Annotated in this window: 25 protein-coding genes; 20 read left to right on the plus strand and 5 right to left on the minus strand. The window is 43.3% G+C overall.

Annotation, left to right across the window (positions count from 1 at the left end; translation table 11 throughout):
• Positions 1–51 precede the first annotated feature (51 nt).
• The gene (locus tag BM100_RS17250; protein WP_092513194.1) at positions 52–444 is read right to left on the minus strand and encodes a YidB family protein; all 393 of its coding nucleotides are present in this window, start codon (positions 442–444) and stop codon (positions 52–54) included.
• A 714-nt stretch (positions 445–1,158) separates the two neighbouring features.
• Here BM100_RS17250 and BM100_RS17255 point away from each other — a divergent pair.
• The 12 genes from BM100_RS17255 (at position 1,159) to hemB (ending at position 12,924) form a co-directional block, all read left to right on the plus strand.
• Positions 1,159–2,535, plus strand: a complete 1,377-nt coding sequence (locus BM100_RS17255) for a GntP family permease (protein ID WP_092513196.1) — start codon at positions 1,159–1,161, stop codon at positions 2,533–2,535.
• Positions 2,536–2,802: 267 nt separating this feature from the next.
• Complete coding sequence (udp, locus tag BM100_RS17260) at positions 2,803–3,558, plus strand: uridine phosphorylase (RefSeq protein WP_092513198.1); 756 nt, start codon at positions 2,803–2,805, stop codon at positions 3,556–3,558.
• Between the two features lie 305 nt (positions 3,559–3,863).
• Positions 3,864–4,646 carry a tyrosine-protein phosphatase gene (locus BM100_RS17265; protein WP_092513200.1) on the plus strand — a complete coding sequence of 261 codons (783 nt, stop codon included), beginning with the start codon at positions 3,864–3,866 and terminating at the stop codon, positions 4,644–4,646.
• A gap of 75 nt (positions 4,647–4,721) precedes the next feature.
• The gene (locus tag BM100_RS17270; protein ID WP_092513202.1) at positions 4,722–5,252 is read left to right on the plus strand and encodes a DedA family protein; all 531 of its coding nucleotides are present in this window, start codon (positions 4,722–4,724) and stop codon (positions 5,250–5,252) included.
• 160 nt (positions 5,253–5,412) lie between these two features.
• Entirely contained in the window at positions 5,413–6,723 is a 1,311-nt protein-coding gene (rmuC, locus tag BM100_RS17275; RefSeq protein WP_244590686.1) for a DNA recombination protein RmuC, read from the plus strand.
• Between the two features lie 73 nt (positions 6,724–6,796).
• Positions 6,797–7,552 (plus strand): bifunctional demethylmenaquinone methyltransferase/2-methoxy-6-polyprenyl-1,4-benzoquinol methylase UbiE, encoded by a 756-nt coding sequence (gene ubiE, locus BM100_RS17280; protein WP_092513236.1) that lies wholly within the window; start codon positions 6,797–6,799, stop codon positions 7,550–7,552.
• A gap of 58 nt (positions 7,553–7,610) precedes the next feature.
• On the plus strand, positions 7,611–8,267 hold the full coding sequence (locus BM100_RS17285) for a ubiquinone biosynthesis accessory factor UbiJ (RefSeq protein WP_092513238.1): 657 nt from the start codon (positions 7,611–7,613) through the stop codon (positions 8,265–8,267).
• On the plus strand, positions 8,254–9,888 hold the full coding sequence (gene ubiB, locus BM100_RS17290; RefSeq protein WP_092513206.1) for a ubiquinone biosynthesis regulatory protein kinase UbiB: 1,635 nt from the start codon (positions 8,254–8,256) through the stop codon (positions 9,886–9,888). The genes BM100_RS17285 and ubiB overlap by 14 nt, the downstream gene beginning before the upstream one ends.
• A 280-nt stretch (positions 9,889–10,168) precedes the next feature.
• Positions 10,169–10,438 carry a twin-arginine translocase subunit TatE gene (tatE, locus tag BM100_RS17295; RefSeq protein ID WP_092513208.1) on the plus strand — a complete coding sequence of 90 codons (270 nt, stop codon included), beginning with the start codon at positions 10,169–10,171 and terminating at the stop codon, positions 10,436–10,438.
• A gap of 3 nt (positions 10,439–10,441) precedes the next feature.
• Positions 10,442–10,999: a Sec-independent protein translocase protein TatB gene (gene tatB / locus BM100_RS17300; RefSeq protein ID WP_092513210.1), complete on the plus strand. Its 558-nt coding sequence runs from the start codon at positions 10,442–10,444 to the stop codon at positions 10,997–10,999.
• Between the two features lie 3 nt (positions 11,000–11,002).
• On the plus strand, positions 11,003–11,791 hold the full coding sequence (tatC, locus tag BM100_RS17305) for a Sec-independent protein translocase subunit TatC (protein ID WP_092513212.1): 789 nt from the start codon (positions 11,003–11,005) through the stop codon (positions 11,789–11,791).
• A gap of 116 nt (positions 11,792–11,907) precedes the next feature.
• The gene (gene hemB / locus BM100_RS17310) at positions 11,908–12,924 is read left to right on the plus strand and encodes a porphobilinogen synthase (RefSeq protein WP_092513214.1); all 1,017 of its coding nucleotides are present in this window, start codon (positions 11,908–11,910) and stop codon (positions 12,922–12,924) included.
• 44 nt (positions 12,925–12,968) lie between these two features.
• On the opposite strand, the gene rfaH is transcribed toward hemB, so the two are convergent.
• Both rfaH and BM100_RS23175 read right to left on the minus strand, forming a co-directional pair.
• Positions 12,969–13,457, minus strand: coding sequence for a transcription/translation regulatory transformer protein RfaH (gene rfaH / locus BM100_RS17315; RefSeq protein WP_092513216.1), 489 nt, complete (start codon positions 13,455–13,457; stop codon positions 12,969–12,971).
• Between the two features lie 214 nt (positions 13,458–13,671).
• Positions 13,672–13,935 (minus strand): hypothetical protein, encoded by a 264-nt coding sequence (locus BM100_RS23175; RefSeq protein WP_169924751.1) that lies wholly within the window; start codon positions 13,933–13,935, stop codon positions 13,672–13,674.
• On the opposite strand from BM100_RS23175, the gene BM100_RS24100 reads away from it, so the two are divergent.
• The 3 genes from BM100_RS24100 (at position 13,877) to fre (ending at position 16,536) form a co-directional block, all read left to right on the plus strand.
• Entirely contained in the window at positions 13,877–14,065 is a 189-nt protein-coding gene (locus tag BM100_RS24100) for a Type 1 glutamine amidotransferase-like domain-containing protein (protein ID WP_420855330.1), read from the plus strand. The genes BM100_RS23175 and BM100_RS24100 overlap by 59 nt on opposite strands.
• Positions 14,066–14,351: 286 nt before the next feature.
• Positions 14,352–15,824, plus strand: a complete 1,473-nt coding sequence (gene ubiD / locus BM100_RS17325; RefSeq protein WP_092513240.1) for a 4-hydroxy-3-polyprenylbenzoate decarboxylase — start codon at positions 14,352–14,354, stop codon at positions 15,822–15,824.
• Positions 15,825–15,834: 10 nt separating this feature from the next.
• Positions 15,835–16,536: an NAD(P)H-flavin reductase gene (gene fre / locus BM100_RS17330; RefSeq protein ID WP_092513218.1), complete on the plus strand. Its 702-nt coding sequence runs from the start codon at positions 15,835–15,837 to the stop codon at positions 16,534–16,536.
• Positions 16,537–16,691: 155 nt separating this feature from the next.
• On the opposite strand, the gene fadA is transcribed toward fre, so the two are convergent.
• Entirely contained in the window at positions 16,692–17,855 is a 1,164-nt protein-coding gene (fadA, locus tag BM100_RS17335; protein WP_092513242.1) for an acetyl-CoA C-acyltransferase FadA, read from the minus strand.
• A gap of 11 nt (positions 17,856–17,866) precedes the next feature.
• Complete coding sequence (gene fadB, locus BM100_RS17340) at positions 17,867–20,053, minus strand: fatty acid oxidation complex subunit alpha FadB (RefSeq protein WP_092513220.1); 2,187 nt, start codon at positions 20,051–20,053, stop codon at positions 17,867–17,869.
• A gap of 271 nt (positions 20,054–20,324) precedes the next feature.
• Here fadB and pepQ point away from each other — a divergent pair, with 271 nt between their 5' ends.
• The 5 genes from pepQ to BM100_RS23430 all read left to right on the plus strand — a co-directional run.
• Positions 20,325–21,659, plus strand: a complete 1,335-nt coding sequence (gene pepQ, locus BM100_RS17345) for a Xaa-Pro dipeptidase (protein ID WP_092513222.1) — start codon at positions 20,325–20,327, stop codon at positions 21,657–21,659.
• A complete protein-coding gene (locus tag BM100_RS17350) occupies positions 21,659–22,270 on the plus strand; it encodes an IMPACT family protein (RefSeq protein ID WP_092513224.1) in 612 nt (203 codons plus the stop codon). Before pepQ ends, BM100_RS17350 begins: the two co-directional genes overlap by 1 nt.
• A gap of 37 nt (positions 22,271–22,307) precedes the next feature.
• Entirely contained in the window at positions 22,308–23,759 is a 1,452-nt protein-coding gene (trkH, locus tag BM100_RS17355; protein ID WP_092513226.1) for a Trk system potassium transporter TrkH, read from the plus strand.
• Positions 23,760–23,785: 26 nt separating this feature from the next.
• On the plus strand, positions 23,786–24,310 hold the full coding sequence (hemG, locus tag BM100_RS17360) for a menaquinone-dependent protoporphyrinogen IX dehydrogenase (RefSeq protein WP_092513228.1): 525 nt from the start codon (positions 23,786–23,788) through the stop codon (positions 24,308–24,310).
• 20 nt (positions 24,311–24,330) lie between these two features.
• Positions 24,331–24,519: hypothetical protein (locus BM100_RS23430; protein ID WP_217648209.1), on the plus strand; the 189-nt coding region annotated here is incomplete at its 3' end.

Here is a 24,519-nt window from a genome sequence, read left to right on the forward strand (position 1 = left end):
AAGAGTGCCCGTCACAACCATGAAATGTGGCAATGTGGCGGGCAAAATAGATTATTTCCCCAGCAGCTTATTCTTCAGCAAATTCATGCCAACGGATTTTAAATCCAGATTTTCTGGAACTTCACCATCTGGCGTGACTTTATCAACTAAATTAGGTAAATGCTGGGAAATTAAGGATGAGACTTCATTGGGGTCAATGCCGATTTTTTCTGCTAATTGTTGGATAGTAGAAGAACCGAAAATAGAAGAGATCTGATCTGCATGAATTGGTAAATTTTCACCAGAGCCAATCCACGAATGGATCGTACCATCCAGACCTTGTTGGGAAAATTTTTCAACTAACCCACTTATTCCTCCCTGACCTTCAACCCAATCCATCAGGTGCTGAAGCTGTTGATTTTTTCCTCCGCTCAGCATATTGGTGATTTGATCAAAAAAGCCCATCGTAACGTCCCCCTCTTGTTGAGGTTTTATCGACCTGACCAGATAAAACACTTATTTAGGTATATTTACAGGAATAAAGTAGTAGAAGTGCTATGAAATAAATATGAATAACAGATTTATTTATTACAGTAGCACAATATTTTAAATGTGCCTGATTTTGGGTAATGAAGGAATTTTCAGGTTAAGTAATTTTTCTTATGCCATCACACTGATGTGTGAAATTCTTTTCTCATCATTAATGTTGAAAGTTTATTTAATTCAATAAATTAAGTTTATTTATTTTCATGGGATATAAATCTTGAATGTGATATTCATCGTTTTTTTGTGAAGTTATCTATGTGAAGATCAAAAAGGTAACAAATAGTCAGATCTTTCCCAAAAATACTCATTCCCTTCAACTGATTATTCCTTTCTTTCATTCATCTGGTTACGATTTTGTCGTTTTGCACGATTGCAAATCTAAATAGCATTGTATGTAGTGAAAATTGCGATTACCAGAGCAATAACTGAAATAATTCCTTTTTAAACAATGCATTGAAAGTGTTTTTTAAAACAAAGAGCAAATTCTTATTTGCAAAAATAGTTTCAAGAAGTTATGAAAGGAAACTTCGGCGAAAATTGTCATCATTCATGGTTTTTTTAGCCATCAGTTATTCATTCAACGATGCTGTTCGTGCATTTATCGCTTAATACAGATTGAAATAGGGTTTTATGATGGAGTTTTACATTCCAATAATTGGATTGGGCGTGGCGGTATTTACGCTGATTTTTCTGGTCTTACGCACTCGTGTTCATGTACTGCTTGCCATGCTGATTGCTGCGATAATTGCTGGAACCTCTGGAGGATTAACACTGAGCAACACCGTTGAGGTTATCTCCAAAGGGTTTGGTTCGACATTGGGCAGTATTGGCATCGTGATTGGATTGGGGAGCATGATGGGACGAATACTGGAGGTTTCCGGCGCAACTGAAAAAATCGCCTATAGCTTGATAAAGTGGCTGGGTAAAAGGCGTGAAGAATGGGCCTTGGCGATTACCGGTTATATTGTCAGTATTCCCATATTCGTGAATTCTGCTTTTGTGATCCTCTATCCTTTGGTAAAGGCTCTGGCAAAGAAAGGCAAGCGTAGTGTCTTGACTTTGGGAGTGTCGCTGGCAGGAGGGTTGGTCGTTACTCACCACATTGTTCCTCCCACTCCGGGGCCGCTGGGCGTTGCCGGGATATTCGGCGTCAATATAGGCTCAATGATGCTGGTGGGTATGGTATTAGCCATTCCGTGTGTTATTGGCATGACCCTTTATGCAAAATGGCTGGAGACTAAATATCCTGAATATCAACTTATTGATACAGAAGAAAACTTACAGCAAATTCATCAGCGTTATATGGAAGAAAAAGCCAGCAAGCCATTGCCGAGCCTGTTTATGTCTTTCTTGCCGATTGTTGTGCCAATTGCTCTAATTTTTATTAATGTTATCAACGGAATGCTGTTGAAAACCGAAGGGTTTGCAGGACAGGAAAATAATTTCTACTTCCAGAGCTTTAATTTCCTTGGATCGCCGATTATTGCTTTATCAATCAGCGTATTACTGGCGGTGTATACTTTAATGCCGAAAGTAAGCAAACAGGAAGTGACTGAACATCTGGAAGAGGGGTTAAAAACCGTAGGCATTATTCTGCTGGTGTCAGGGGCCGGAGGAGCGTTGGGCGCGGTGTTAAACGAAAGCGGGACGGGGATGATATTGGCGCAATATATCGCTGGTTTGCCTATAACACCTGTGCTAATCCCTTTTATTATTGCGACATTAATACGGATCATCCAAGGTTCCGGCACAGTAGCGATGATTACTGCCGCTTCAATTTCAGCGCCCATTATCAAGCAAATACCGGATATTAATATGTTGGTAGCGGCTCAGGCCGCGGTGATGGGAACTTTGTTTTTCAGCTACTTCAATGATTGTTTTTTCTGGGTAGTTAACCGAATGATGGGCATTAAAAATGTAAGGCAACAGATCATCGTTTGGTCAATTCCGACAACAATTGCGTGGGGAATTGGGTTGTGTGGCGTATTGCTGCTCAATCTTATTATGTAATTTATCCTACCTCACAGATGATGGAAAAGCGCTCTGGAAAAGGGCGCTTTTTCGTTTATGGTCTTTGTGACATCTATTGGCATATTCTTTTTGTTTTAATTTTATACTTAGTACATTGTTTTCATTTGCATATGTGATTCAAATCACAAATATATGTAAGTGTTTCTTTATTTGGTTAATTAAGAGTGATTTTGATCACTTAAAAGTGTCAGAGTATTCACTAAATTTAAGTATATATTTTGAATCATGTTCGTTGAGGAGTCCGATATGTCTGATGTATTTCATTTAGGTATCACAAAAAGTGACCTGCAAGGCGCAACTCTAGCAATTGTACCTGGTGATCCTAATCGTGTTGCAAAAATTGCTAGATTGATGGATAACCCTGTACATCTGGCTTCCCACCGTGAATTTACAACATGGCGTGCTGAGATTGATGGAAAAGCGGTCATCGTTTGTTCCACAGGTATTGGCGGCCCCTCAACGTCGATTGCCGTGGAAGAGCTGGCACAGCTGGGAATTCGTACTTTCCTGCGAATTGGTACAACCGGGGCAATCCAGCCGCACATTAATGTGGGTGATGTACTGGTTACTACAGCCGCAGTTCGCTTGGATGGCGCCAGTTTGCACTTTGCCCCAATGGAATTCCCGGCAGTTGCTGACTTTGAATGTACTAATGCACTCTATGAAGCGGCGAAAGCATCCGGTTCAACCACGCATGTTGGTGTGACAGCATCTTCTGATACCTTCTACCCAGGACAAGAGCGCTACGACACTTATTCCGGACGTGTTGTCCGCCGTTTCCAAGGATCGATGAAAGAGTGGCAGGAAATGGGGGTGTTGAACTTCGAAATGGAATCAGCAACATTGCTGACGATGTGTTCAAGCCAAGGACTGCGCAGTGGTATGGTCGCTGGCGTCATTGTGAACCGTACCCAACAAGAAATCCCGGATACTGAATTGCTGAAGAAAACAGAAAATAATGTATTGGGCATTGTTGTTGAGGCTGCCCGCCGCCTGCTGTAATACCTTTCTTCAAGGGCCAGAAATATCTGGCCCTGCTGCTTGTTTATGATATCTCCTCTTCCTTTCATTTTAAAATCTGATAATGTCATAACGTTATGTGCTAATAGTTATTTGTAATAACAAATTTTTATATAACAGCAAGTCGCGATAGCAACGAGTTAGCACACACAACTATCAATTGAGTTTTTGAATATCTATTAACCATTTGTTTTAATTCACTAATATACTGATAAATCCTAATTTATTGCCAATGAAGTCAGCAAGTTGAAAGGTAAAAGTATATTTTAATCGCAACAAGAGTAACTATGACCACAACACTTCTATCTCATCCTTCATTACTTCCTTTGAATGGAGGCATTAATTTCCGTGACTTAGGTAATAAGAGACTAAGCAACGGCGCCAAAATTAAGTCAGGGCTACTGTTTCGTTCCGGATCTTTGGACAAGCTGACAAAAGATGATCAATCATTTTTGGCGGAACAAAATCTTTTCCAGATCATTGATTATCGTGATAGTTGTGAAATCATGGATAAACCCGATCAGATCTGGCACGGCGCACATTATCATCATGCGCCGGCGAATCCGCTCTCCAAAGAAGTCAATGCTAATTTGGATCAATTAGACAAGGAAATCTTGGAGCAATTTGATGCCAAAGTGTTTATGGCACGCCTATATGACTTACTGCCAATTAATAATGATGCATATAAGACATTAGCCAACTTGTTGTTGCAGCCAGAAAAAGGCGGAATTGTACAACATTGTGCGGTGGGTAAAGACAGAACGGGAGTCGGCTCAGCTTTGGTTTTGTTGGCATTGGGCGCTGATTTCGACATGGTGATGGAAGACTATTTACTGACCAATGTCACGTTGGCCCCACACCGAGATTACTTACTGAATGAATATGCAAAGACCATGAGTGACAGTGTGGTTGAAAAATTTGCGTATGTTTACTCAGTCCGGGAAGAATTCCTGTTGACCGCCATGAACAGCATTAACCAGCATTATGGCAGCGTGGATATCTGGCTGGAAAAAGATATCGGGCTTGATATTGCTGCGCGTGAAAAACTACAGGCATATTTTCTTGAATAAAAATATTCAGTTAGCTTTGATTTATCCACCCGGCGCTAACCTATAGCAAACACCGACAATACAGGAAATACTAATTTGAGCCTGCATGAAATCAACGAACTGGTGACCAATTTCGTAAAAAACCATGAAGTCTGGGCGATCCCTATTATTTTCTTACTGGCTTTTGGTGAATCTCTGGCTTTTATCTCTCTGTTGCTGCCTGCGACAATTATTTTATTGGGATTGGGGGCATTGATTGGTGAAAGCGGTCTGAATTTCTGGCCAATATGGATAGCCGCTGCTGCAGGAGCCTTTTTTGGTGATTGGTTGTCTTACTGGTTTGGTTTTCACTACAAAGAAAATGTCGGCAAGATGTGGCCTCTTTCCCGTCATCCCCAAACTTTGGTTCGCGGCCATCGGTTTTTTGAGCGTTGGGGGATCTGGGGCGTTTTCATTGGGCGCTTTTTTGGCCCACTGAGAGCCGCAGTCCCGTTGGTGGCCGGCATTTGCGCCATGCCCAAACGCCATTTTCAGCTCGCCAATGCTACCTCTGCGCTAATTTGGGCATTTGGCATTTTAGCCCCGGGGGCGTTTGGCTTGCGTTGGTTGGCAGAATGGATCGGGTAATTGCGAGCAGCTTTGCAAACTGAAAGAAACACATTAAATACTCTGGACATCTATACAGCATCTATTTAACTTACATTGAGGCTGATGAATCAAAAAAGTTAACGAGGGTGTGTTGGTGGATATCCAGTGGTTATATATGCTGATTGGCAGTTTAAGTGGAATGCTGGGCGGGGGGATCTTCGTCTGGCTTTTTATTCATCAGAGGATCCAACAAAAAGAACAGGAGCTGCGGGAGTTGCACAGTCAACTGGCTGTCAGCCATGAAAAATTGGAACAAGCGCATTATTGGCGCAACGAATGTGAGCAATTAAACCAAGAACTATTGGCTCAGCGCGAGGTCAATGGCATACAAGAAGTTGAGCTGCGGGAACTGAGCACCCGGCTTGAAGAAAGCCGATTGGCGGCAGAGGAAAAGCAACGTTTATTAGTTAACAGCGAACAGCGCCTGAATACGCAATTTGAAAATCTCGCCAACCGTATTTTCGAGCAGAATCTACGTCGTACCGACGAATATAGCCGCCAGAGTCTCAACCATCTTCTGACACCATTCCGTGAACAACTGGAAGGGTTCCGTCGTCAAGTGCAAGATAGCTTTGGGCAAGAAGCCCGCGAGCGTCACACCCTCACCCATGAAATTCGCAATCTGCAACAACTTAATGCACAGATGGCAAAAGAGGCGTTTAATCTGACAAAGGCCCTGAAAGGCGATAATAAAATGCAGGGGAATTGGGGGGAGATGGTATTGGCTCGCGTACTGGAAGCATCCGGTTTACGAGAAGGGTATGAATTCCAGACACAGGTGAATATTAAAACGGAAAACAATGAGCGTTTCCAGCCCGATGTGATTGTGCATTTGCCACAGGGAAAAGATGTCATTATTGATGCAAAAATGTCATTGGTTGCTTATGAACGTTATTTCAACAGCGATGATGAACATCAACAAATACAGGCATTACAGGAGCACATCAATTCGATTAAAAGGCATATTCGAGAATTGAGTCGGAAAGATTATCAGCAACTACCCGGCTTGAGATCGTTGGATTACGTATTAATGTTTATTCCTGTGGAGCCGGCTTATTTGGTGGCGCTCAATCAAGCGCCTGAATTGCTGGATGAAGCTCTGAAACACAATATTATGCTTGTGAGCCCTTCAACGTTGCTGGTGGCTGTGCGCACTATCAATAATCTCTGGCGTTATGAATATCAAAGTCAAAATGCGAGTTTGATTGCAGAGAAAGCTGCCAGAATGTATGACAAAATGCGATTGTTTGTGGATGATATGCAAGGGTTGGGGCAAAGCCTCAATAAAGCACAGGCGAGTTATCATTTTGCAATGAAGAAATTGGTTGAGGGGCGAGGCAACCTGATTAGCCAGGCCGAAGGTTTTCGCGATTTGGGGGTAGATGTAAAGCGCCCCATTGACTCGCAATTAGTTGATAAATCTTTCCAATCATTGCAGGTGAATGAGTGAAGTCTGGATAGGGTTTTACTATAAAGACTGGTACACTTGCTATAAATTTTTGAATAAAAAGCGGACAAGTAACATGGCAGATCAATCAAAAGAAACCACTGATTTTGGTTTCCGCACCGTATCCAAAGAGTCAAAAAAAGACATGGTGGCAGAGGTATTCCACTCTGTCGCTGCAAAATATGACCTGATGAATGATCTGATGTCATTCGGTATTCATCGTATCTGGAAACGTTTTACTATTGAGGCAAGTGGTGTCCGTCGTGGTCATAAAGTACTTGATCTGGCTGGTGGAACGGGTGACTTGACCGCAAAATTTTCCCGTATTGTCGGTGAGAACGGGCAAGTTGTTCTGGCTGATATTAACGATTCCATGCTGAAAGTCGGGCGCGAAAAATTACGTGATATCGGCATCGTGGGCAATGTTAGCTATATTCAAGCCAATGCAGAAGAACTGCCTTTCCCGGATAACTATTTTGACTGCATTACTATCTCTTTTGGCCTGCGTAATGTTACGGATAAAGAAAAAGCCTTGCGTTCCATGTGTCGGGTACTTAAACCCGGTGGACGTTTGTTGGTGCTGGAGTTTTCTAAACCGATGTTGGCTCCATTGAGCAAGGTTTATGACGCGTATTCGTTCCATATACTTCCCCGTATTGGTCAGATGGTTGTCAAAGATGCGGACAGTTATCGTTATCTGACTGAATCCATTCGTATGCACCCAGATCAAGAAACTTTAAAAAGCATGATGGAAGCTGCGGGTTTTGACCAGGTCTCTTACAGCAATATGACCGGGGGAATTGTTGCATTGCATAAAGGATTCAAATTCTGAAATGGAAACGTCTTTATCCAACCAGCCTTTATCCAGCCATCCCTTAACTAATCATGGCATGGAGCCAGCGGTATCAGATTCAGTGACATTAAATCACAAGGTATTGTTTCCGATTTTGGCGGCTTTTCTGGAAACGACCTTGAATCATTTGCTGTACCGTGAACCTGTATTAAAACCTGCCCGCTTAAGATTGGCGGGCAAAACACTCTCAATCGAACTAAAAGAAATTAAAACACCACTCGTATTGTTTTTCAGCGAGAGGCAAGTCGATGTTTTAAGCCAATATGCAGAGCCTGCCAATTGTTCGATGAAAACAACATTGCCCGCATTGCTTAAGTTGCGGGATCGCCAATGTCTTTCAACATTGATTAACAGTGGCGAAATTGTCATTGAAGGGGATATGCAGGTCATTCAGCAATGGTCAGCTTTGCTGGATATGTCGGAATGGGATCCTGCTTACTATCTCTCTCCTTATATTGGTGACATTGCTGCAGAAAGCATCAGTCGGATGATGAAGAAAGGCATTAAGTTCGCCAGCAATACCATTGCGAGGAAGAAAAATGACTTCTTTGAGTCATTGACCGAAGAATGGAAAATGGCTCCTGGTGCGTTGGAAGGGGCTCATTTCAGCGAAGAAGTCGATGCCATTGCCAATGATGTTACTCAAATGGACAAACGTCTGGCAGCACTGGAGGGGAAATATGACTCCCAGTGAAATAAAACGACTTTATTTTATCATCCGGGTATTTCTTTCTTATGGGCTGGATGAGCTGATTCCGAACATCCGCTTAACATGGCCATTGCGTTTTGGGCGCTATTTTCTGTTCTGGATGCCCAATCGCCATAAGGATAAACCTCTTGGTGAACGCCTGCGTTTGGCGCTGCAAGAGCTCGGCCCAGTTTGGATCAAGTTTGGCCAAATGCTTTCCACTCGTCGAGATCTGTTCCCGCCTGCAATAGCGGATCAGCTCTCCATGTTGCAAGATCGAGTTGTATCCTTTGATGGTGAAGTGGCACGGAAATCGATCGAAAAAGCATTGGAAGGGCCGCTGGAAACGTGGTTTGAAGATTTTGATTTACAGCCTCTGGCTTCCGCTTCTATTGCGCAGGTACATACAGCCCGCTTGAAGGAGAATGGCAAAGAAGTTGTTCTGAAAGTCATTCGCCCAGATATCTTGCCGGTTATCAAAGCAGATGTACGGTTAATGTATCGTCTGGCAAATTTGGTGCCTTTGCTGCCGGATGGCCGTCGCCTGCGCCCGCGTGAAGTGGTGCATGAGTATGAGAAGACTTTGCTTGATGAGCTGAATTTATTGCGGGAAACCGCAAATGCCATTCAATTGCGGAGAAATTTCGAAAACAGCCAGATGCTTTATGTACCGGAAGTTTATCCCAGTTATTGCCGGGAAAATGTACTGGTCATGGAGCGCATTCATGGCATTCCAGTGTCTGATATTTCAGCTTTGGAAGCTCAGGGCACTAACATGAAACTGTTGGCCGAACGTGGTGTTCAGGTATTTTTCACCCAAGTTTTCCGTGATAGTTTTTTCCATGCAGATATGCACCCCGGTAATATTTTTGTCAGTTATGAAAAGCCGGAAGATCCAACCTATATCGGCATTGATTACGGTATTGTCGGTTCTCTGAATAAAGAGGATAAACGTTATCTGGCTGAAAACTTCATTGCGTTCTTCAATCGTGATTATCGTCGAGTAGCTGAACTACATGTCGATTCTGGCTGGGTTCCTGCAGATACCAATGTAGAAGATTTCGAATTTGCCATTCGTACGGTTTGTGAACCTATTTTCGAAAAGCCGCTGGCTGAAATTTCATTTGGGCATGTTCTGCTGAATCTTTTTAATACCGCCCGTCGTTTTAATATGACTGTTCAACCTCAGTTGGTTCTGCTGCAAAAAACATTATTGTACGTGGAAGGGTTGGGGCGCCAGCTTTATCCGCAGCTTGATTTGTGGAAAACAGCAAAACCATTTTTGGAAGATTGGCTGCATGATCAGGTTGGGTTGCCCGCCATTGTGCGTGCTTTCAAAGAAAAAGCGCCCTATTGGGCTGAAAAATTACCGGAGCTTCCTGAACTGGTATATGGCACACTTCAACAGCACCGACGGTTGCAAGCCAGTATTGACCAAATATCACAGCAATTCAAAGAACAGCAGGTTCGGCAACGTAAATCTCTTTATTTACTCGGAGTCGGCGCAACGCTGTTTATCTGTGGCAGCCTGTTTTTTATCATAGGGCAGAATCCTCTGTCATATGGCTTAATGGGCGGCGGAATTGTATCGTGGGTATTGGGTTGGCGTAATTTAAGTAAACGCTGACGGGAAGCGAGTAGAAGTAGTAGTAAGTAGAAGTAAGTAGCAGTAAGTAGCAGTAAGTAGAAATGAAAGTAAGTAGGAATGAAAGCAAATAGAAGTGCTTGAACGTCATTACAACAGTTGGCGTTAACTGCATTTAAACGCAGTTAACGATCAAATGTTACAAATAAGCAGAGATTCGTTCTATTGTGGTGTTGGTGATGATTGCATTATTTTCGAACATCAAGTTAGTGTCTTATAATGGAATCATTAGTGATATTTTTATGAATAGAGGTAGGTCAGTATGGGTGGTATAAGTATTTGGCAATTACTCATTATTGCTGTCATTGTTGTATTGCTGTTTGGTACAAATAAACTGCGTACCTTGGGTTCAGATTTGGGAGCATCAATCAAAGGCTTCAAAAAGGCAATGAATGATGATGAAAAAGCGGAGAAATCAGATCTGGCGGAAAAAAATAGCCATGATGCCGATTTCGAAACCCCAAATATTGCTGAAAAACCCACAGTTGAGCAGCCTGAAAAACCAGAGAGCAAAAACAAAGAGCAGGTATAAACCGTGTTTGACATTGGTTTTAGTGAACTGTTGTTGGTAATGGTTATTGGCTTGGTTGTTCTTGGGCCGGAACGTTTACCTATTGCCGTAAAAACGGTAGCGGGATGGATACGGGCATTACGCTCGCTGGCCGCTAATGTCCAAAATGAACTTGCTCAGGAGTTGAAATTGCAAGAGTTGCAGGACAGCCTAAAAAAAATGGAAGAAAAGGCGGGCATGCAATCATTGTCTCCAGAGCTGAAGGCATCGATGGAAGAGTTGAAAGAAGCGGCTGAGTCGTTGAAAAACACCTATCAACTGAAACCTGATGAAATGGGGGAACTGGAAGAAGATGAAGCTAATTTTCATTCTGCTGTATCCCAATCGTCAGTAAATCATCCGCATTCAGAACAGGAAGCGTCTGAGCAATCGGTTTCAAATTCATTATCCTCCAATCAGTCCACTTCAGGTAAATCAACTCAGAATCAATCTGCTCAAGTACAGGCAGCCCAAGTACAAGAAACTCCGAAGCAAGGGCAGAAAAAACAGCAATCTCCTGAACAAGCAAATGGCGAACACTAAAACATGTCTGTGGATAATACCCAACCTCTAATCAGTCATCTGATTGAGCTGCGTAAGCGGATTTTAAATAGCTTAATTACTGTGTTGGTGGTTTTTTTGGCATTGGTCTATTTTTCCAATGACATTTACCGACTGATTGCTGCACCTTTAATGGAACAATTGCCAAAAGGTGCAAATATGATTGCAACAGATGTCGCCTCTCCTTTCTTCACACCGATAAAATTGACCATCATGGTGTCTATCTTTGCATCAGTACCCATGATCCTCTATCAGGTATGGGCATTTATTGCACCAGCACTGTATAGGCATGAACGCCGCTTGATTATGCCTTTACTGTTTTCCAGCAGTATCTTGTTTTATTTGGGGATGGCATTTGCATATTTTGTGGCTTTTCCCATCGCATTTGGCTTCTTCGTCAATACCGTACCCGAAGGTGTTGTGATTTCGACAGATATCAGCAATTACCTAAGTTTCGTCATGGCGCTATTCATGGCTTTCGGTATTTCATTCGAAGTACCTATTGCCATTATTTTGCTGTGTTGGGGCGGTGTGGTCAGCCCAGAATCACTGAAAAGAAAACGCCCGTATATTTTGGTCGGGGCATTTGTGGTTGGAATGCTACTCACGCCGCCTGATGTGTTTTCACAAACGTTGCTGGCTGTTCCCATGTATTTGTTATTTGAGTTGGGGATCTTGCTAGCCCAGTTCTACATTGGAAAATCGGGTAAACGTAAATCAGGTGATCCGGATAATGAATCAAATCGTGATGCTGATGACAGTTTTGATAAATGATCTGTTCTAAATTATTCGTTCCAATTATAACTAATTGATATTATTGGCTAAAACAGAACAAAATGATGGCTATTTAACCCAGTGCTTGTCACTGGGTTTTACATAAGGAGAGCAGTATGAGCTATGTATTTCCGGGAACAGTTCCCGGCCGTCGTATGCGCCGTGTGCGCCGCCATGATTTTTCCCGCCGTTTATTTATGGAAAATCAACTGACTGTTAATGACCTTATCTATCCAGTGTTTGTGATGGAAGGGACTAATCAGCGCCAGGAAGTCCCTTCAATGCCGGGAGTGTATCGTCTGACAATCGATCTTTTGCTGAAAGAAGCGGAAGAGATTGCCCGACTGGGTATTCCTGTTTTGTCTCTGTTTCCAGTTATTGAAGCAGCAAAAAAATCCTTGGATGCAAAAGAAGCCTATAACCCCGATGGGTTGATTCAACGCTCGGTTCGTGCGCTGAAAGATGCTGTGCCTGAATTAGGTCTTTTGACGGATGTGGCTCTCGATCCTTTCACTGTTCATGGGCAGGATGGTGTTATTGATGAAGATGGCTATGTTATCAATGACATTACTAGAGATATTTTGGTCAAGCAGGCATTATCCCATGCTGAGGCAGGGGCTGAGATTGTCGCTCCAAGTGATATGATGGATGGTCGTATAGGCGCTATTCGTGAGCAGCTCGAAAATGATGGTCACATTAATACTCAAATTATGTCTTACGCGGCGAAATATGCGTCTTGTTATTATGGCCCATTCAGAGATGCAATCGGCTCCAGCGGCAATTTGAAAGGCGGCAATAAGATGACCTATCAAATGGATCCTGCCAACAGTGATGAAGCATTGCAGGAAGTTGCACAGGATCTGCAAGAAGGTGCCGATAGCGTCATGGTGAAACCGGGTATGCCATACTTGGATGTGATTCGCAGAGTAAAAGATACTTTCGGTGTGCCGACATTCGCCTATCAGGTTTCTGGTGAGTACGCCATGCACATGGCCGCGATTCAAAATGGTTGGTTAAAAGAGCAACCAGCGATTATGGAATCACTGTTATGCTTCAAACGAGCAGGGGCAGATGGTGTATTGACTTATTTTGCCAAGCGCGTAGCTCAGTGGTTGAAAGAGCAACAATATTGATTGTCTTGATTTAGGGGAAACGGGCAAAATTGCCCGTTTCTCGATTAAACTTTGATGAATTGCTTGTTATCCAATATCTTAGAAACTTCTTTATTGAGAATATTCAGTAAAATAATGGAACGAGTTTCACCATCAGGTTCGTTGTAAATTGCCCTAATTCCTTCAAAAATTCCCTCAGTGATCAATACTGTATCACCAGAAACTGGCGTTTCTGGCGCAACGTATTCTTGTTCGGTAAGAGACATCAACTCGTCAATTAAAGTTTGCGGAACAATCGCAGGATAAGTACTGAACCGAATAAAATAATTTACACCACGCGTTGAATTAACGGTGGTTGTGTGAATAACTTCAGGATCAAAATTTACAAAAAGATAATTGGGAAACAGTGGTTCAGTAACGGTGGTTCTCTTACCCCGAATAACTTTTTCAATTTTGGCTGTAGGTGTCAGACAAATCACATCTTGTCTTTCCAAGTTCTCTATTGCCCGAGATATTTGTCCGCGTTTACAGTAAAGAAGATACCAATTTCCCATAATATTCCAACTCCATTATCTAGAATGTTTAGCATAGCAAAACCAGTACGGACGGGTCATCAATAAAGCTAAAAAGTTATGTGAGGTCATAGATTATGTTTTTATAACCATGGTATTTATTTTAAACAACCATTTATGTATTACTCTGTGGTGAAAACTTTATGGTGAAAATAGAACAAAAATACATAAAACAAGGTAGTAATTATAATTTTATCTAATAATTCATAAAGGAAAAGCCAGACGGAAATATTTTTGTTGAGTAACGATAAGCTCCATCGATGATAAGCCATTGCTGGCAGATGCCAAAGGGCACCTGAAAATTATGCTTGCAGGACGCAGCATCCGCTCTGTGGTATTTATTGGCTATGTTGTTATTCGGGCTTTCCACCGCGAACGGGCAGAAATGAGCAGGCTGTAATGTGGCGACTCCAAGTATCAGGACAACTAATGGTACGCCTGTCAGTAATGCTGAGAACATGCCGGCTTTAGCATTATTTTCTGCCCAGATTAATCCTCATTATATTGATGGCCAGATTAGTGGGTATACGGGGAAGCTTATGAGGAGAAGGTTGCAGAATTTTGTGCTATTAACTCAGAATAAATTGTGATTGGGTTACGTGAAGGAAGCAGTTTTTATATTAAAGAGAATGAATTGCATTATTTTAGCAGCAGAAATGAAGGATCTAAGATCTTCCAGCATAATAAAATTTTCCCTGAGCAGTTCAATGCACAAGTATTGGATGGTTGGCTGCCATTCCACTGTAACTGAGGAACTTAATCCACAAGATTACACTAATTCCATTGATTTTTAGTGGGTTATCAGTTTACCTTGTAACCCTCATGGGAGGACTTATAATGTTCTTCCTTCCTTACATATCGGCACAAATGAATAATATGAAATACCGCGATCTAAGAGACTTTCTTTCCTTATTAGAAGAATCTGGTGAATTAAAACGAATTCGCATGGAAGTTGATCCTTATTTGGAGATGACGGAGATCGCGGATCGTACTCTTCGTGCCGGTGGCCCAGCTTTATTGTTTGAAAATCCTAAAGGATATTCAATGCCTGTGCTGTGCAACTTATTTGGCACACCCAAGCGAGTTGCCATGGGAATGGGGCAAGATGATGTCAAAGCCTTGCATGATGTGGGTAAATTATTGGCCTTCCTGAAAGAGCCAGAACCACCAAAAGGGTTTCGTGACCTGGTCGATAAGCTGCCGAAATTCAAACAAGTTTTGAATATGCCGACCAAACGCCTTAATTCTGCACCTTGCCAGGAAAATATTTGGTCAGGGGAAGAGGTGGATCTGACTCGCATTCCTGTTATGCATTGTTGGCCAGAAGATGCCGCGCCACTTATCACGTGGGGATTGACGGTAACTAAAGGGCCTAATAAAGAGCGGCAAAATTTAGGGATTTATCGCCAGCAGGTATTGGGGAAAAATAAACTGATTATGCGCTGGCTATCCCATCGCGGCGGTGCGTTGGATTTTCAGGAATGGTGTCAGGCGCATCCGGGAGAGCGCTTTCCTGTTTCTGTTGCATTGGGGGCTGATCCTGCCACGATACTGGGAGCCGTAACGCCTATCCCTGATACTCTGTCTGAATATGCTTTTGCTGGATTATTGCGTGGGCATAAAACTGAAGTTGTTAAATGTGTTTCCAATGATCTGGAAGTGCCTGCAAGTGCTGAAATTATCCTTGAAGGATACATTGAACCCAGCGAAATGGCACCGGAAGGCCCTTATGGTGATCACACCGGCTATTACAATGAAGTGGACATGTTTCCGGTATTTACGGTAACCCACATAACTCAGCGCAAAGATGCTATTTATCATTCCACTTACACTGGCCGTCCGCCAGATGAACCCGCCGTATTGGGTGTTGCATTAAATGAAGTTCTGGTGCCTATACTGCAAAAACAGTTCCCTGAAATTGTGGATTTTTATTTACCGCCAGAAGGGTGCTCCTATCGGCTCGCAGTCGTTACAATCAAAAAACAATATGCAGGTCATGCCAAGCGAGTAATGATGGGAGTCTGGTCATATTTACGACAATTTATGTACACAAAATTTGTGATCGTTTGTGATGATGATATCAATGCACGAGATTGGAATGATGTCATCTGGGCGATAACGACACGGATGGATCCGCAAAGAGATACTGTCTTAATGGATAATACACCAATTGACTATCTTGATTTTGCATCTCCCATTTCTGGGTTAGGATCGAAAATGGGGCTGGATGCAACGAATAAATGGCCAGGAGAAACACAAAGGGAATGGGGGCGTCCGATCGTGATGAGCGATGAAATCCGGAGCCGTGTGGATGAAATTTGGGATCAATTAGATATTTTCAAGCGATAAGAGGGAACGCATGACAACATTAAGCTGTAAAGTAACATCGGTTGACTCCATTACAGATACAGTTTATCGGGTTCGTTTATTACCTGATTCGCCTTTTTCTTTCCGTGCAGGGCAATATTTGATGGTGGTAATGGATGAAAGAGACAAACGCCCTTTTTCTATGGCATCACCTCCATCAGAAAAACAGACAATTGAGTTGCATATTGGGGCATCTGAACTAAATCTCTATGCAATGGCGGTTATGGACCGGATTCTGGCCCAACGCGTCATTGATATTGATATTCCACATGGTCATGCATGGTATCGTGAAGACAGTGAAAACCCGATGCTATTGATTGCAGGAGGAACCGGTTTCTCTTATACCCGCTCTATCCTGCTGGCAGCACTCGAAAAAAATCCTCATCGCAAGATTTCAATTTATTGGGGTGGGCGTGAGCTGCAACACCTTTATGATCTGGGTGAGCTACAGGCCCTGAGCGAAATTCATCCCAATTTAACGGTGGTTCCTGTTGTAGAACAGATTGATGAGCATTGGCGGGGCAGAAGCGGAACGGTGTTGAGTGCGGTTTTAGAAGATTTCGGTTGTTTGGCAAACCATGATATTTATATCGCCGGTCGCTTTGAAATGGCCAAGATTGCACGTGAACGGTTTTGCAGCGAGCGTGATGCATCTGTTGAGCGTATGTACAGTGATGCGTTTGAATTTATCTAGATTACTTTTCCCCCGTAAAAAATAATAAAAAAACCCGCCCCTGACAGGCGGGAAACTACGGCAACAACTTATTTAGAGTGATGCAATAGACAAGACAGACAAGGGAAAATACATATAAATTTCAATCGTCAGTACTTTACAAACACACCAGGTAATTACACTCTCTCGATGATCGTGGCTATGCCTTGACCTAAACCGATACACATGGTTGCTAGCCCGAACTGCACATCTTTGCGTTCCATCAGGTTCAGCAAAGTGGTGGTGATTCGAGTGCCAGAACAGCCTAATGGGTGGCCGAGAGCAATTGCTCCGCCGTTCAGGTTGATTCTGTCATCCATGCTATCCAGCAGGTTCAGCCCTTTCATGCAAGCTAATGATTGTGCGGCAAATGCTTCGTTCAATTCCATCATGCCGATGTCTGAAAGGCTTAGGCCCGCTTTTTTCAGTGCCATTTTTGTTGCAGGCACAGGACCATAACCCATGATGGAAGGATCACAGCCAACAACAGCCATTGAACGGATGCGGGCACGAGCTTTCAGCCCCAGCTCTTTGGCTTTGCTTTCGCTCATGATAAGCATTGCTGATGCGCCATCAGAAAGCGCTGATGAGTTACCCGCGGTAACACTTCCGGTCACAGGATCGAAAACTGGACGCAGGGCAGCGAGATCTTTGAGGTTAGTTTCTGGACGGATGACTTCATCGTAATCGACAAATTTCATATTGCCGTCAGCATCATGGCCATAGATTGCCGCAATTTCATTAGCAAAAGCCTTGGATTCAGTTGCCTGTGCTGCGCGTTGATGAGAACGCAGAGCAAATTCATCTTGCATTTCGCGGCTGATACCATACATTTTTGCCAGCATTTCTGCGGTCAAACCCATAACGCCCGCTGCTTTTGCAACATTGAGGCTTAATTTCGGGTGAAAATCGACGCCGTGGGTCATTGGAACATGCCCCATATGCTCAACACCACCAACCATCGCAATATTGGCATCACCGGTCATGATCATGCGAGCGCCGTCATGCAAGGATTGCATTGAAGAACCACACAGGCGGTTTACGGTAACAGCAGGAACCGAATGTGGGATACCTGCCAGCAATGCTGCATTACGGGCAATGTTGAATCCCTGCTCCAAAGTTTGCTGCACGCATCCCCAAGAGATATCGTCGATATGCTCAGGCTGAAGGGCAGGATTGCGCTTGAGCAACGATTTCATCAGATGTGCGGAGAGATCTTCGGCACGGACCTGACGGAATACACCACCTTTTGAGCGCCCCATTGGGGTACGGATACCATCAATAATAACTACGTTTTCCATGTTTTCAGACCTCACGCTTTTTCACCTGGATTGACAGCAAGTTCTGCTGGGGCAGGGTAGTAACTTTCATTGCTTTCGGATTTTGCTTTCAGGCCCGCTGGTACATGGTAAAGCGCACCCAAATGAGCATAACTTTCAGCCATTTTCACGTAAGCTGCGGTTCCCATGGTATCGAGATAACGGAAAACACCACCGTGGAATGGAGGGAATCCCAAACCATAAACCAGAGCCATATCTGCTTCTGCCGGGCTGGCAATGATACCTTCTTCCAGACAACGAACGACTTCGTTAATCATAGGGATCATGGTACGGGCAATGATTTCTTCGCCAGAGAACGTGTGTTTTGGTCCGCTGATGCCAGCCAGTAATTGGTCGACCGCTTCATCTTGCCCTTTTTTCGGCTTGCCTTTTTTATCTTGAGTGTATTTATAGAAACCAACGCCATTTTTCTGGCCGTAACGCTGATTTTCGAATAACACATCAATGGCATCACGATAATCACGGCTCATGCGCTCAGGGAAACCTTGTGCCATAACAGCCTGTGCATGGTGAGCGGTGTCGATGCCAACAACATCGATAAGATAAGCAGGGCCCATCGGCCAGCCGAATTCTTTTTCCATGATTTTGTCGATTTGACGGAAATCACCGCCATCGCGCAGGAGCATGCCGAAACCAGCCAAATAAGGGAACAACACGCGGTTTACGAAGAAACCGGGGCAATCATTAACAACAATCGGTGTTTTACCCATTTTGCTGGCATAAGCCACAACAGTGGAAATCGTCTGCTCTGACGTTTTTTCTCCACGGATGATCTCAACCAGCGGCATACGGTGTACTGGGTTGAAGAAATGCATTCCACAGAAATTTTCTGGTCGCTTCAGCGATTTTGCCAATTCAGTAATTGGGATCGTGGAAGTATTTGAAGCCAGAATGCAGTCATCATTGATATGTGACTCTGTTTCTGCCAGAACTGCGGCTTTGATTTTTGGATTTTCAACGACAGCTTCAACAACAATCTGAGTTTGCTCAATACCTGCATAATTGAGGGTTGGCTGAATTGAAGACAGGATCTGAGCCATCTTCATGGCATTCAGGCGTCCACGCTCAAATTGCTTATTCAACAGCTTGGCGGCTTCATTGATACCTAAATCCAGCGCCTGTTGATTGATGTCTTTCATCAAGACAGGAATCCCTTTGCGCGCAGATTGATAGGCTATGCCACCACCCATGATACCAGCGCCCAATACAGCAGCTTGCTCAGGTGTAGCCACGGTTTTCTGGTGTTTTTTCGCCAGCCCTTTGACATATTGGTCATTCAGGAAGATGCCAACCAAAGCACGGGCAACAGAGGTTTGTGCCAAAGAGACGAAACTGGCAGATTCTAATTTCAGTGCTTCATCACGACCTAGCGTCGCCGATTTCTCAATGGTTTTAACTGCTGTAATTGGTGCCGGATAATGAGGGCCTGCTACTTTCATTACCATGCCTTTTGCCACGTTAAAACTCATGGTACGTTCTATCTCATTGAGATTCAGAGGCATTAATTTTGGCTGGCGGGCCGCTTTCCAATCCAGATCGCCTTTGATGGCTTGTTCCAGAATGGAAACAGCAGAATCAACCAGCTTTTCAGCAGGAACGACAGCATTAACCAGGCCATTTTTCAGTGCTTCTTCAGCGCTGATATCTTTTCCAGCAGTAATGATTTCGAGAGCATTATCGCAACCAATGACACGCGGCAGGCGAACAGAGCCGCCGAAGCCCGGCATAATGCCTAATTTAGTTTCTGGTAACCCAATGCGAAGATCTGGGGATGCGATACGAAAATCGGTGGACAGTACTGCTTCACAGCCACCACCCAGAGCATAACCGTTGATGGCGGAGATCGTTGGAACAGGGAGATCTTCAATGCGGTTAAAAATACTGTTGGCAAGATCCAACAGTTCGTGGAGTTTCTCTACTGGCGCATTGAATAATGATAAAAATTCGGTGATATCAGCCCCAACAATAAAGGCTTGTTTTTCCGAGCGCAGCAACAGCCCTTTGAGTTCAGTTTGTTGCTCAAGGGCGGCAACAGCCTTGTCCAGTGAAGCAACAGTTTTTGTATCTAATTTATTAATTGCAGCTGGCGCATTGAAGATCAGTTCTGCAATGCCATCTTTCAGCCATTTAACTTGAATAGTGTCACTTAGGTAGAGCATGTCATTCTCCTCAATGAGTGCATACCATCTGGTATGACCAGATGAGGTGATTGTGATTAGTGTGTTAATTGAATGCAAACTTATGATTAATTTTTTGTAGAGCGGATCACAGGTAAGATTTAAGACAGTAGATAACATTTCTGATTAGCGATTTGAAAAACATAAATATTACCGTTGATTTTGGGATGGTGGTTTTTCAGGTGATAGCTCCCAATGCAATGAATTGTGATAATATTTAATCTCCTGCCAGAAAATCAAAAGGCTAATTAAGATGGAAAAGTTGGCATCTCTGTATCACGAACACATTAAAACATTACAAAAACGTGCCAGTGAAATATTGGCAAGAACTCAGCGCGACGCCCTACTTATTCACTCAGGTGAAGCATTACAAATTTTTCTTGATGACAGATCTTATCCTTTTAAAGCCAATGCCCACTTTAAGGCTTGGGTTCCTGTAACCAAAGTTCCGAACTGTTGGCTATGGATTGATGGTATCAATAAACCCAAATTATGGTTTTATTCACCTGTCGATTATTGGCATAGCGTGGAATCACTGCCCACCAGTTACTGGACTGAGGATGTAGAGCTGATTCATTTGGCAAAAGCCGAAGATATCAATGCCCAACTAAGCAGATTGCCAAAGCAAAATGTGGCTTACATTGGTGAGCAAGTTAAACGAGCTGAATCACTTGGAATCGCTGAACATAACATCAACCCGAAAGCCATTCTGGATTATCTGAATTACCATCGTTCCTATAAAACAGATTACGAATTGGCTTGCATGCGCGAAGCTCAGAAAACCGCCGTTAATGGTCATTTGGCCGCTTATGATGCATTTTTATCGGGCGTGAGTGAATTCGAAATTAATATGTTCTATCTGATGGCTACCGGGCACCGTGATACCGATGTTCCTTATGATAATATCGTTGCCTTGAATGAAAATGCATCAGTTTTGCACTACACCAAATTACAGCAGACAGTACCTTCTGAAATTCGCAGCTTCTTGATAGATGCGGGAGCGGAATATAATGGCTATGCGGCTGATATCACCAGAACCTATGCTGCAAAATCCAATAGTGATTTTGCTTCATTGATTAAGGATCTGAATGAAGAACAACAGGCGATTATCGGTACGATTAAAACGGGTGTCCGATATACCGACTATCATATTAATATGCACCATCGCATAGCTAAGGTTCTGAAAAAACATGACATTATCCATGGCATCAGCGAAGAGAGCATGGTTGAAAAAGGGCTGACAGCACCATTTTTCCCACATGGACTTGGCCATCCACTTGGTTTACAAGTGCATGACTCAGCCGGCTTTATGCAAAATGATAGCGGAGAACATTTAGCGGCTCCGGAAATGTATCCTTATTTGCGTTGCACCCGTATGCTAGAGCCAAAAATGGTCTTAACCATTGAACCGGGCATTTATTTTATTGAAACACTCTTGGCCCCGTGGCGCGAGAATGAATATCGTCAACATTTCGACTGGAAAAAAATAGACATGTTGAAACCTTATGGCGGCATTCGAATTGAAGATAACATCGTTATTCACGATGGAAAAATTGAAAACATGACCAGAGATCTACACTTGTCGTAATGAAGCCTTATTTAATACCTGCGGCTTCAGTCAGCTTTACTGAAGAAATAAAAAAGAGTCGTTTTATCACCCTGCTGGAGCATACCAGCGGGGTCGATGAGGCAAAGTTATTTATCCAAAGCATCAAGGAGCAATATCCTGATGCTCGCCATCATTGCTGGGCTTTTGTGGCCGGGGCGCCGGATGATTCCCAGCAATTGGGTTTTTCTGATGATGGAGAACCGACTGGAACTGCGGGTAAACCCATGATTGCTCAATTAATAGGGAGTGGTTTGGGGGAAATCACAGCGGTGTCTGTCCGCTATTTTGGCGGAATAAAACTCGGTACAGGTGGTTTGGTCAAAGCTTATGGCAATGGTGTGCAGCAGGCATTGAAATTATTAGAAACTGAATATAAGGTGCCACAAAAATTGTTCCAGTTACAGTGTGAATATTCTCATATTTCGATGGTGGAACAATTACTGCAACAATTTTCTGGGCAAGTGATTGCCAGCGAATATGCCGAAAATGTCACGTTGCAAGTTTCATTGCCGGCAACCCTAGCTGGCGAGATAGGTGATAAATTACGAGACTTAAGCCGCGGTGCGCTATTTTTGTCGCCTAAATCTTAACCATTTTGTTATACCGGATTTCTAAGGAACCAGCCGAATGCATTTTCGCGCCATAACCCGTATTGTTGGGCTACTTGTTATTCTTTTCTCTGTCACAATGATTATCCCGGGTTTGGTGGCATTGATTTACCGCGATGGGGCAGGCAAGGCATTCAGCCAGACATTTATTTTTGCCCTTATTATTGGCTTAATATTGTGGGCGCCCAATCGGGATCAAAAACGAGATCTCAAGCCAAAAGAGGGCTTCTTAATCGTTGTTCTATTTTGGACTGTATTGGGGAGTGTCGGTGCATTACCGTTTATTTTTTCTGAAAAACCCAACCTTTCCATTACCGATGCCTTTTTCGAATCCTTCTCCGGCCTGACAACGACAGGGGCGACAACCCTTGTTGGTCTTGACTCTCTCCCTAAAGCCATCCTTTTTTATCGACAAATGTTGCAATGGTTAGGAGGGATGGGAATTATCGTTCTGGCTGTGGCGATTTTGCCTTTACTTGGTGTTGGGGGGATGCAGCTTTATCGGGCAGAAATGCCGGGGCCGTTGAAAGACAATAAAATGCGCCCCCGTATTGCAGAAACGGCAAAAACACTTTGGCTAATCTATGTCTTGCTGACTATTGCCTGTGCGTTAGCATTGTGGGCTGCGGGAATGTCAGTATTTGATGCTATTTCCCATAGCTTTTCCACCATCGCCATTGGCGGGTTTTCGACTCATGACGCCAGTGTTGGTTTTTTTAATAGTCCAACTATCAACACGATTATTGCTATTTTCTTACTGATATCAGGTTGTAATTTTGGCCTGCATTTTGCTGTTCTTTCTGGCAGGAGCTTGAAAGTATACTGGCGTGATCCAGAATTTCGCATGTTCATTACTATCCAACTGGCATTATTAGCGGTCTGCATGCTGATATTGTGGCAACACTCAGTGTATGAATCTGAAATAGAAGCATTCAATCACGCCTTCTTCCAAGTTGTCTCCATGGCAACAACTGCCGGATTTACAACAGACAGCTTTTCCCACTGGCCGCTGTTCTTACCCTTCCTACTATTATGTTCTGCTTTTATTGGTGGATGCGCTGGTTCAACGGGTGGAGGGTTGAAAGTTATTCGTATTCTGATGCTCTTTTTGCAAGGTTCCCGCGAATTGAAACGATTGGTGCACCCGAATGCGGTATATACCATCAAATTAGGACAACGGGCATTACCGGAAAGAATCATTGAGGCTGTATGGGGATTCTTTTCTGCCTATGCATTGGTCTTTGTCATCAGCATGTTGCTATTAATAGCAACGGGCATTGATGAGTTTTCTGCTTTCTCTGCTACAGCGGCAACGTTGAATAACTTAGGTCCAGGGCTGGGTGCTGTAGCTGACAACTTTACGACCATGAACCCGATGGCAAAATGGATATTGGTTGTCACCATGTTATTCGGGCGCTTGGAAGTATTCACACTGTTAGTTTTGTTCACACCGACCTTTTGGCGTGAATAGTGGCTTAGCTTAATAAAGGTGTATCTATGAGTTATCTGTTGCTCTATTCCACTCAGGATGGACAAACCAAAAAAATTATCATGCGCGTTGCAGAAAACATCCGGCGTGCTGGCATTGCTTGTGACTTGAGGGATCTCGCCACAGTGAAACAAGTCAATCTGGCTCCTTATCAAAAAGTCATGATAGGTGCATCAATACGTTACGGGCATTTCAATTCCATATTGAACAAGTTTGTTATTCGTCATCAAAAACAGTTGAATCAAATGCCAACAGCTTTCTTCGGTGTCAACCTGACCGCTAGGAAACCAGAGAAAAGAACGCCAGAAACAAATGCCTATGTGCGTAAATTCTTAATAAAAAGCCCGTGGCAGCCTAGTTTGTCTGAAGTTTTCGCCGGAGCGCTGCTTTATCCGCGTTATAGTTGGCTGGATCGCATCATGATTCAGTTCATCATGAGAATGACAGGCGGAGAAACTGATACAACAAAAGAAATTGAATATACAGATTGGGAGCAGGTAGATAGATTTTCTGAGGCGTTTTTAAAAATCTGACTTCGCGTTTTAAAAAAACAGTGAATTATGGTGCAATAAAGTGGGTTAAAAACCATCTTTTTGTTGGTTATCTCAGCGTTTTGAAGAAAAAAAATACGAACGGAAAAAAAATCGAAAAAAACTATTGTCACATCCGTAAAACTCCCTATAATGCGCCACCACTGACCGACGCTGAGCTGAAGCAAGCCGCGGAGGGCAGTCGGAGAAAG

It is taken from the genome of Xenorhabdus mauleonii, from assembly GCF_900113945.1.
Taxonomy (GTDB): domain Bacteria; phylum Pseudomonadota; class Gammaproteobacteria; order Enterobacterales; family Enterobacteriaceae; genus Xenorhabdus; species Xenorhabdus mauleonii.